The organism is Mycobacterium sp. (genome assembly GCF_032162105.1).
Classification (GTDB): Bacteria; Actinomycetota; Actinomycetes; order Mycobacteriales; family Mycobacteriaceae; genus Mycobacterium.
On the sequence record NZ_JAVRPS010000661.1, the window covers coordinates 1 to 7,877 of the forward strand.

At 66.1% G+C, this 7,877-nt stretch carries 7 protein-coding genes; 2 read left to right on the forward strand and 5 right to left on the reverse strand.

The genetic code is table 11. The annotated features are described in order from the left end of the window. A partial coding sequence (locus QOC69_RS33125; protein ID WP_526446722.1) for a DUF222 domain-containing protein occupies positions 1–1,163 on the reverse strand: 1,163 nt, incomplete at its 3' end. A 278-nt stretch (positions 1,164–1,441) separates the two neighbouring features. Here QOC69_RS33125 and QOC69_RS33130 point away from each other — a divergent pair. Both QOC69_RS33130 and QOC69_RS33135 read left to right on the forward strand, forming a co-directional pair. Then, a complete protein-coding gene (locus tag QOC69_RS33130) occupies positions 1,442–2,242 on the forward strand; it encodes an alpha/beta hydrolase (protein ID WP_526446723.1) in 801 nt (266 codons plus the stop codon). Then, positions 2,239–2,835: a TetR/AcrR family transcriptional regulator gene (locus tag QOC69_RS33135; RefSeq protein ID WP_526446724.1), complete on the forward strand. Its 597-nt coding sequence runs from the start codon at positions 2,239–2,241 to the stop codon at positions 2,833–2,835. Before QOC69_RS33130 ends, QOC69_RS33135 begins: the two co-directional genes overlap by 4 nt. Positions 2,836–2,842: 7 nt before the next feature. Here the strand turns inward: QOC69_RS33135 and QOC69_RS33140 are convergent, their stop codons facing one another. The 4 genes from QOC69_RS33140 to QOC69_RS33155 form a co-directional block, all read right to left on the reverse strand. Further along, positions 2,843–5,110 carry an ATP-dependent DNA ligase gene (locus tag QOC69_RS33140; RefSeq protein WP_526446725.1) on the reverse strand — a complete coding sequence of 756 codons (2,268 nt, stop codon included), beginning with the start codon at positions 5,108–5,110 and terminating at the stop codon, positions 2,843–2,845. Positions 5,111–5,154: 44 nt separating this feature from the next. Further along, on the reverse strand, positions 5,155–6,426 hold the full coding sequence (locus tag QOC69_RS33145) for a DUF4032 domain-containing protein (protein ID WP_526446726.1): 1,272 nt from the start codon (positions 6,424–6,426) through the stop codon (positions 5,155–5,157). 29 nt (positions 6,427–6,455) lie between these two features. Continuing rightward, positions 6,456–7,535: an ABC transporter ATP-binding protein gene (locus tag QOC69_RS33150; RefSeq protein ID WP_526446727.1), complete on the reverse strand. Its 1,080-nt coding sequence runs from the start codon at positions 7,533–7,535 to the stop codon at positions 6,456–6,458. A gap of 37 nt (positions 7,536–7,572) precedes the next feature. After that, positions 7,573–7,877: ABC transporter permease subunit (locus QOC69_RS33155; RefSeq protein WP_526446728.1), on the reverse strand; the 305-nt coding region annotated here is incomplete at its 5' end.

Consider the following 7,877-nt stretch of genomic DNA (forward strand, 5'->3'; position numbering starts at 1 on the left):
TCAGCCCAATCGGCCATGGCGTGATGCACCTGGCTGCCGTAGGCACCCACGGTGCAGGACGGTTTGGTGCAGCCGCCGTCGCGGGCGATCAGCATGATCCGCTGGGCGGGGGAGGCGACGCGGCGGGTGCGGAACAAGTCCAGTGCCGATCCGGTGGCCTTGTCGAACACCGCCAGATCGAGGTGGGAGTGGTTGGCCAGGCGGATCACGTCTTTGATCGGCATGATGGTGCCGCCACCGGTGACGCCGACCCCGGCCCGGGACTCCAGGTCCTGCAGGGTGGTGCGGATGATGGTCATGACCGGCAACCCGTTGAGCTGGCCCAACTGCCCGCTCATCAACGCGATGCGCCCGACCGCGACCAGCGCGTCGTGGCGGCGTTGTTCGATGCTGCGGTGATCGTTGTCGATTTGCGCCTGGGTCGGGGTGCCGGAGGTGCAAGGTTCGTCGTCGTCGGGGTTGCACATGCCCGGCGCGGCGTACTTGGCGAAGATCGCCTCCCACGTCGCCCACGCCTCCGGAGTCAATTGGCCTCTGACCGGCGTCATCGCGTCGGTGCCCTGCTTGCCCTTCGACAAACCCCGCCGTCGGGCCCGTTCGCGCTCGTCGGGTTCGGGTCCGTCCTGATCGAGTAGGAACAACCTGAGGTCGGCACAGTCGTGTAGTTCCTTCGGTCCCGCACCCAGGGCGGTGCGGACCAGGTCCACTTCGATCTGGACGCGGGTGGCGGCGTCGACCCATCCCGGCACCTTGGCCATCGCCTTGCGGATCACCTCGACGTGCTCACCATTGATCGACCCGTGCGCCGCCGCGGCGGCGGTCGCCTCCAACACCGGCGCCAAGGGTTCTCCGGTCAACGCCCGGCGTGGCCCAAACAACGCAGCGTCGCCGAGCCTGCGGTTGGCTTCGGTAGTCGAGATGCGCCACCGAATCGTCAGCACGTCGCGCCAGGACTTGGCGCCCATCTCCTTGGGTGTGGTCTCGGACTGCAGCCGGGCCAGCATCCGGTGGCTCTGGGTGGGCAGTTGACGGGTCAAGATTTCCAGCTCGTCGCCGACCACGAGCACTTCGTCCTTGGTCAAGGTGTCCATCGACGCAGCGGCGAGCATCGCGTAGCCGGCGCGCATCATCGCCAACCCCTCACGCACCTCGGCCACCGACATAGCTCGAACATACGTGCGACCACCGACAGAAACCGCTCGAATGTGACTATTGAAACTCAAGTGGCAGAACGGATTACAGTGGAAGTTGAGAAACCCCAGGCCGCAAGTGCGACCCGTGGACCATTCGCCACCCGGCATCAAAAGCCTCTAAATCTGCATCGCGCAATCCCGCCAACGTGCGCCGGAAATAATTGCAGGCCCGCCGCCGTTCACCACCTTGCGATGTTATGTAACGTTGTTCCATACGAGCGTTCATCGCCCGAAAGAAGGGCTGCACCATGACCAACGTCGTCTTCATCCATGGCCTGTGGATCTCCCACACCGCATGGCAACCGTGGATCGAACGCTTCGCCGAGCAGGGCCACCACGCCATCGCCCCGGCATGGCCCGGCGAGCACGGCACCGCCGAAGAGACCCGCCTTCACGCCGCGGACCAAGCGGGGATCGGGATCGACGAACTGACCGAGCACTTCGCACGCGTGCTCGAACAGTTCGACACCCCACCGGTGGTGATCGGGCACTCCTTCGGCGGCCTGATCGCTCAGAAGCTGTTGGGGCAGAACAAGGCTGCCGCGGCGATCGCCATCGACCCAGCCCCCATCAAGGGCGTCAAGCCGCTGCCGATCGCTCAACTGCGCTCCGCGTTTCCCGTCCTGGGCAACCCCCTCAACCGAGGACGCGCCAAGGGCCTCACCGAGGCGCAGTGGCGCTACGGATTCGGCAATGCGTTGACCGTCGATGAATCCGATGCCCTCTGGGCGCAGTGGTCGATTCCGTCGCCCGGCAAGCCGTTGTTCGAAGCGGCCGTCGCGAACTTCTCTGCCAATTCGCCGGCCAAGGTCGACACCACCAACGGCACGCGAGGCCCGCTGCTGATCACCGCAGGCAGTGCAGACCACACCGTGCCCTTCGTATCTGCGAAGGCCGCCCACGGGCTCTACCAGAAGTCAGGCGTCACTACGGATTTCCACGAGTTCGAGGGACGCGGACACTCGTTGACCATCGACCACGGATGGCGTGACGTCGCCGACACCACCCTTTCCTGGATGACCCACCGACAGGTCGACGCGCTGACATGAGCAAGACCCCGGTTCGCCGGCGCACTGCCAGCCATCAGGTCTCGGCCGCGTTACTCGACGCGGCCGAGACGGTGCTGGATCGCGACGGAACCGGCGGCGTCACCGTCCGCGCCGTCGCGCATCAGGCCGCCGTCTCACCCATGAGCGTGTACAACAGGTTCGAGCACAAAGAAGGCTTGATCGTCGCACTGGCCACCCGGACCTTGGAGCAGCTTGTCGAAGCGATCGACGTCCCCGAGGACATCGAGCCGGTTGAGCGCTTTCGCCTGGCGTGCCGATGCTACCGGGACTTCGCGCTGCGGCATCCCGCCCGATACTCGTTGATCTTCGGGACGGGCAGCCCTCTGGCGGACCAATCGTCGGAGGTGGCGGATTCCGGTCACGCAGTGTTCACCGTTTTGGTTGATCTGATCCGCGCAATGGGAACTGGGGTACGCGAACGTGATTCGACCGAATCCGCCCAGATCGTGTGGAGCGCTGTCCACGGTGCCGTCACCATCGAACACGCCGGAATCGGCCAGACCCCCAACGCGGCGGCCACCTTTGAACGCATGCTAGACCTTCTCGCCGACAGGCTCGCAGATGGCCAGTGACCCAACGTCACTGCGATTCCCACACCACCTCGTCGGGGGTCTTGTCCGGCCGCAACCCACGCCAACTGGGCTGACGCAGCCGGCCATCCGACGTCCGCTCGCTGTAACGCACCTCCCCCACCAACTCCGGGCGCACGTACGTCACGCCCTTCGCGTCGGGTCCGGTAAGCCTTGCCGTGAAAGGGGATTCGTCGGTATGCAGCGGCGCCAGCGTCTTCTTCAACGCCGCCAGATCCCTATCGGTGAATCCGGTCCCAACACGGCCTGCGAAGTCCAGCCCGCCGTCCCCCGGTACACCGATCAGCAGCGCGCCGATGCCGCTGGTGCGGCCACCCTCACCCGCCCGCCACCCGCCGATGACGACTTCCTGCGTCAACCAGAGCTTGTCCTTGATCCACGACTGCGAGCGCCGCCCTGGCTGGTAGGTGGAGTCGCGCTTCTTGGCGACTACGCCCTCCCACCGTTGCGACCTGGCGTACTCGAGCGCCTCGGCACCGTCGCCGGGGAGTTGCTCGGGGACGATCAACCCGCCGCTGTCGGCCAGCACCTCGAGTATCCTTCTGCGGTCGGAGTACTTGGCGCGCAACAGGGGTCGTCCGTCCAGTTGCAGCACGTCGAAGGCCCAGAACTCGATGTTGGCTCCGGCTCCGCGGTTCTGCATCGCGCCGAAGCTCGGAACGCCGGACTCGTCGAGCGCGACGACCTCCCCGTCGAGGATGACGTGATGGTCGGCCAGATCGGCGGCCACCGCCTCGAGTTGGGGGAACTCACGCGTGACGTCACGGCCACTGCGCGAGCGCAATTCGAGTGTTCCGTGGTCGGCGTCGACCAGCAGCCGGTAGCCGTCCCACTTGCCCTCGAATGCCCACACGACGGAGTTGAGCCGGCCCACCGAACCATGCGTCGCCAGCATCGGCGCCAAGTCCTTGGGCGAGAAGCTCGCCTGCTCCTTCATCCTGTGCGCCAGCCAGTTCTTGCCGTCGGTCTGAATCAGCGCGTAACGGCCGGAGACCTTCGCGCCGTGCAACGTGACGATCACTTCTCCTTTTTCTTCCGCGCCTTCTGCAGGGTCGCGGAACTTCTCGGTCTCGTAAGTGCCTGAATCCCAGACGATCACGTTGCCGCCGCCGTACTCCCCGGCCGGAATCGACCCCTCGAACGTGGCGTACTCCAGCGGGTGGTCCTCGGTGTGCACGGCGAGGTGGTTCACCGACGTGGTCTCCGGCAGGTTCTTCGGCACGGCCCACGACACCAGCACGCCGTCGCGTTCGAGCCGGAAGTCGTAGTGCAGCCGGCGGGCGTGATGTTCCTGAATTACGAAGCGGTCGTTGTTACCCATGGCGGGCGCCTCCGCAGGCACCGGCTCGGGGGTCTTGCCGGGGTCGCGCATGCGGCGGTAGGTGGTGAGCTTGTCCGCCACCGGCGCGTCCTCGTCCAGTGCGGCGAACAGGTCGCCGTCACGTTCGGCGCGCTCCAGCACCTCGTCGAAGCGCAAGTGGCGCAGGTCCGGATCCCCCATCTCCTCCCAGGTCCGCGGCGCGGCCACCATCGGCTGGTCCCGGCCGCGCATCGAGTACGGCGCGATCGTGGTCTTGGCCGAGCTGTTCTGGCTCCAGTCCAGGAACACCTTTCCGTCGCGCAGGCTGCGCGTCATGGTGGCGGTGACCTGCTTCGGCATCGCCTGCTCCAGCTGCTGAGCCACCTTGCGCGCCAACACCGATGCGCCGTGCGAACTGATCGGATCGGCCAGCGGCACGTAGAGGTGCACGCCCTTGCTGCCGCTGGTGAGCGGGTAGGTGTCCAGCCCGATGTCGCTCATCAACTCCCTGACCGCGCCTGCCACCTCGCTCAGTTGGGGCATCGTCACGCCCTCGCCGGGGTCGAGGTCGAACACGATGCGCGTCGCGCGCCCCGGAGTGTCATTGCCCGCAAACCGCCACTGCGGCACGTGCACCTCGAGCGCGGCCTGCTGCGCGATCCAGGCCAGCCCCTCAGGGGTGTCGATGATCGGGTAGGTGGTGGTGCCCGACTTGTGCGTGATCGAGCCGCGGTGCAGCCAGTCCGGCGCCGAGGACGCCAGCTGCTTTTCGAAGAAGGCCGGCTGCTCGACGCCATTCGGCCAGCGCTTGCGGGTGACGGGCCTGCCTGCGATGTGCGGCAACATCACGTCGGCGATCGCGACGTAGTACTCGAAGATCTCGGCCTTTGTGGTGCCCGTCGCCGGGTAGAGCACCTTGTCGGGGTTGGTCAACCGCACCCGCTCGAAACGCTCCACTCAGCCAGTATCGCGCGGAGGATGGTTCGCCTCGCGGGAAGACGTCAATCGTCGTCGTCGATCTCCAGGACCGCGAACGGTGCGGTCGGCACCTCGGCGATGGCCAACTTCGCCGCGGAGTCGGTGGGGATGACGTCGCGGGCCAGCGCCGCGAGCGCCTTGTTGGTGCCGACGTCGTGACCGGCCTGCTCGCTGAGCAACCACCGCACTTCGAGAAGATCGCAGTAGGCCTGGATGGCGGTGCCGGTGTGGTGGACGACGCTGTGCGCGAGCTGTTGGTACGGAGTGAGTACTTCCATCACCCACAGTCGCGCGGCCGTGGACTCGTCGACGTCGTGGCCCGCTTCCCTGCGCAACTGCACCTGATAGGCGTGCAGGTCGCCGAGCAGAATGCGGGCCTGCCCTTCGCCGACGTCCAGGCCGGTGAGCTCTCGGAGTCGCTGCGCGTGGTAGCGCCGATCGCCAACGGCCACACGGATTCTCAGTTGGCTCGGATCGTCGCTGACCGGCTGCAGGGATACTTCGTCGACGGCGAAGCCGAGCTCGTTGAGGCGGCGGACGGTCCCCTCGACGCGGTACCGGTCGGTGAAACCGAATACCGGCTCGGCATGCAGGGCCTCCCACAGCGTGTCGTACCGAACCTGGATGTGTTCGGCCTCGGCGATCAGCGTGTCCTGCAACTCCTCCGGAGAATCGAGTCGCTCGGCGAGGTCCAACATCCCCATCGCGACGTTCTCCACGAGGATCTCGAGGTCGTGCTGACGCTGGCCCCGGCTCAACGCCGGGTGCACCTCGGAGGTCTCGGCGTCGACGAGCCACGCCTGAAGCAGCTGGCCGTCGCGGGAGAATAGCGTGTTCGCCAGCGAGCAGTCACCCCAGAAGACGCCGTGGCGATGCAGTTCCACCAATAGTCCGGCCATCGCATCGAACAATCGCGCGCGGTGCTTGGGCTGGTCGGGCGGCAGGCGCATGAACAGGCGGCGGTACTGCCAGGACCCCTCGAGGTAGCGGGTGACCAGGATCGCAGTGTCGAACTCGGGCTGCAGCACCAGACCGGCCGGACGAACGGCGGGCAGCCCCATGTCCTCGAGCCGTCGCAGGACGTCGTACTCCTTGATCGCGAGCCGCGGCGGCATGTCCTTGACCGCCCAGAGCTGATCGTCGGCGTCGACGAACTTCACCAGGTGACGGCTGGGTCCGACCGCGATGTCGCGCAGCGCAACGTCTGGAACAAGCCATTCCGACAACGGCCGGTCCCACGGTAGGGCGAGAAGACCCGGAGTTGGTGCGCGGAGCCGGAACTCCGGCGCGCGCATGTTCAATTCGCTCCTCGCGTCCGCGGAAGTCAGTTGATGCGCTCGCCCGTCTCGGGGTGGAACAGGTGCACCGCACCCTCGGCATGCCTGTGCAACCGCACCGTGTCGGCCAACTTGGGCGCCTTGCGCGGGTTGCATCGCGCCACCAGCTCGACGCCGGAGCCCGCGTGCGTGTACACGTAGGCCTCGCTGCCGAGGTCCTCGACGAGGTCGACGACGACCTCAACTCCACCGGACTCGGTGATTTCCAGTTGCTCGGGCCGGATTCCGAAGGTGACCTCCGACAGGCCTGCGGCGCTCAGCTTGGTCAGATCGTCGCGTTCGAGTTCCAGCGTCGAGTCACCGATCTTGACGCCGTCGGCGGTGACCGGGAGTGTCACCAGGTTCATCGCGGGCGATCCGATGAAGCCGGCGACGAACGCGTTGTCAGGCCTGTCGTACAACTCGTTGGGCGAGGCGAACTGCTGCAGCTTCCCGAAGCGCAGCACGGCCACGCGGTCGCCCATCGTCATGGCCTCGACCTGGTCGTGGGTGACGTAGACGGTGGTGGTGCCGAGCCGGCGCTGCAGGGCGGCGATCTGGGTACGGGTCTGCACGCGCAGTTTCGCGTCCAGATTCGAAAGTGGCTCGTCCATGCAGAACACCTGCGGTTCGCGGACGATGGCACGGCCCATCGCGACGCGCTGACGCTGACCGCCGGACAGCTTGGCGGGCTTGCGATCCAGGTGCTCCGTCAGGTCGAGGACCTTGGCGGCCTCCTCGACCTTCTTGCGCCGTTCCGCGGCCGATACCCCGCGCAGCTTGAGTGCGAAACCCATGTTCTCGGCGACCGTCTTGTTCGGGTACAGCGCATAGTTCTGGAAGACCATCGCGATGTCGCGGTCCTTGGACGGGACACCGGTCATGTCCTTGCCGCCGATCTCGATGGCGCCCTCGTCGATGTCTTCGAGGCCGGCCAGCATCCGCAGTGCGGTGCTCTTGCCCGAGCCGCTTGGTCCGACCAGGACGACGAACTCGCCGTCCTGGATGTCGAGGTTGAGCGAGTCGACCGCGAGTTTGTCCGAACCCTCGTAGATGCAAGAGGCGTTTTTGTAGGTGATTGCAGCCATGATCTGTTCTCCTTCGAGATGAGGTGAGTGAGGGGAGTTACTTGATCGCGCCGAACGAAAGTCCACGCACCAACTTGTTTTGGGCGAGCCACCCGCAGAGGATCACGGGAAGCGCGGCCATGGTTGCGGCCGCTGAAAGCACGGCCCAGTACTGACCCTCACCGGCGATGAATCCGACGAGATAAACGGGCATGGTCTGAGCGTTCACCGCGGTCAGGTTCACCGCGAGGAAGAACTCGTTCCAGGCGAAGATCACACAGATGAGCGCAGTGGCCGCGATGCCGGGTGAGACCAACGGAAGGATCACCTCTCGCACCGATCGCCACAGACTCGCGCCGTCCA

What these genes read in the sequence shown, in the direction of transcription:
- QOC69_RS33150 (WP_526446727.1), bottom strand. Translation starts at nt 7,535, where the DNA reads ATGGCTGCAATCACCTACAAAAACGCCTCTTGCATCTACGAGGGTTCG.
- QOC69_RS33135 (WP_526446724.1), top strand. Translation starts at nt 2,239, where the DNA reads ATGAGCAAGACCCCGGTTCGCCGGCGCACTGCCAGCCATCAGGTCTCG.
- QOC69_RS33130 (WP_526446723.1), top strand. Translation starts at nt 1,442, where the DNA reads ATGACCAACGTCGTCTTCATCCATGGCCTGTGGATCTCCCACACCGCA.
- QOC69_RS33145 (WP_526446726.1), bottom strand. Translation starts at nt 6,426, where the DNA reads ATGCGCGCGCCGGAGTTCCGGCTCCGCGCACCAACTCCGGGTCTTCTC.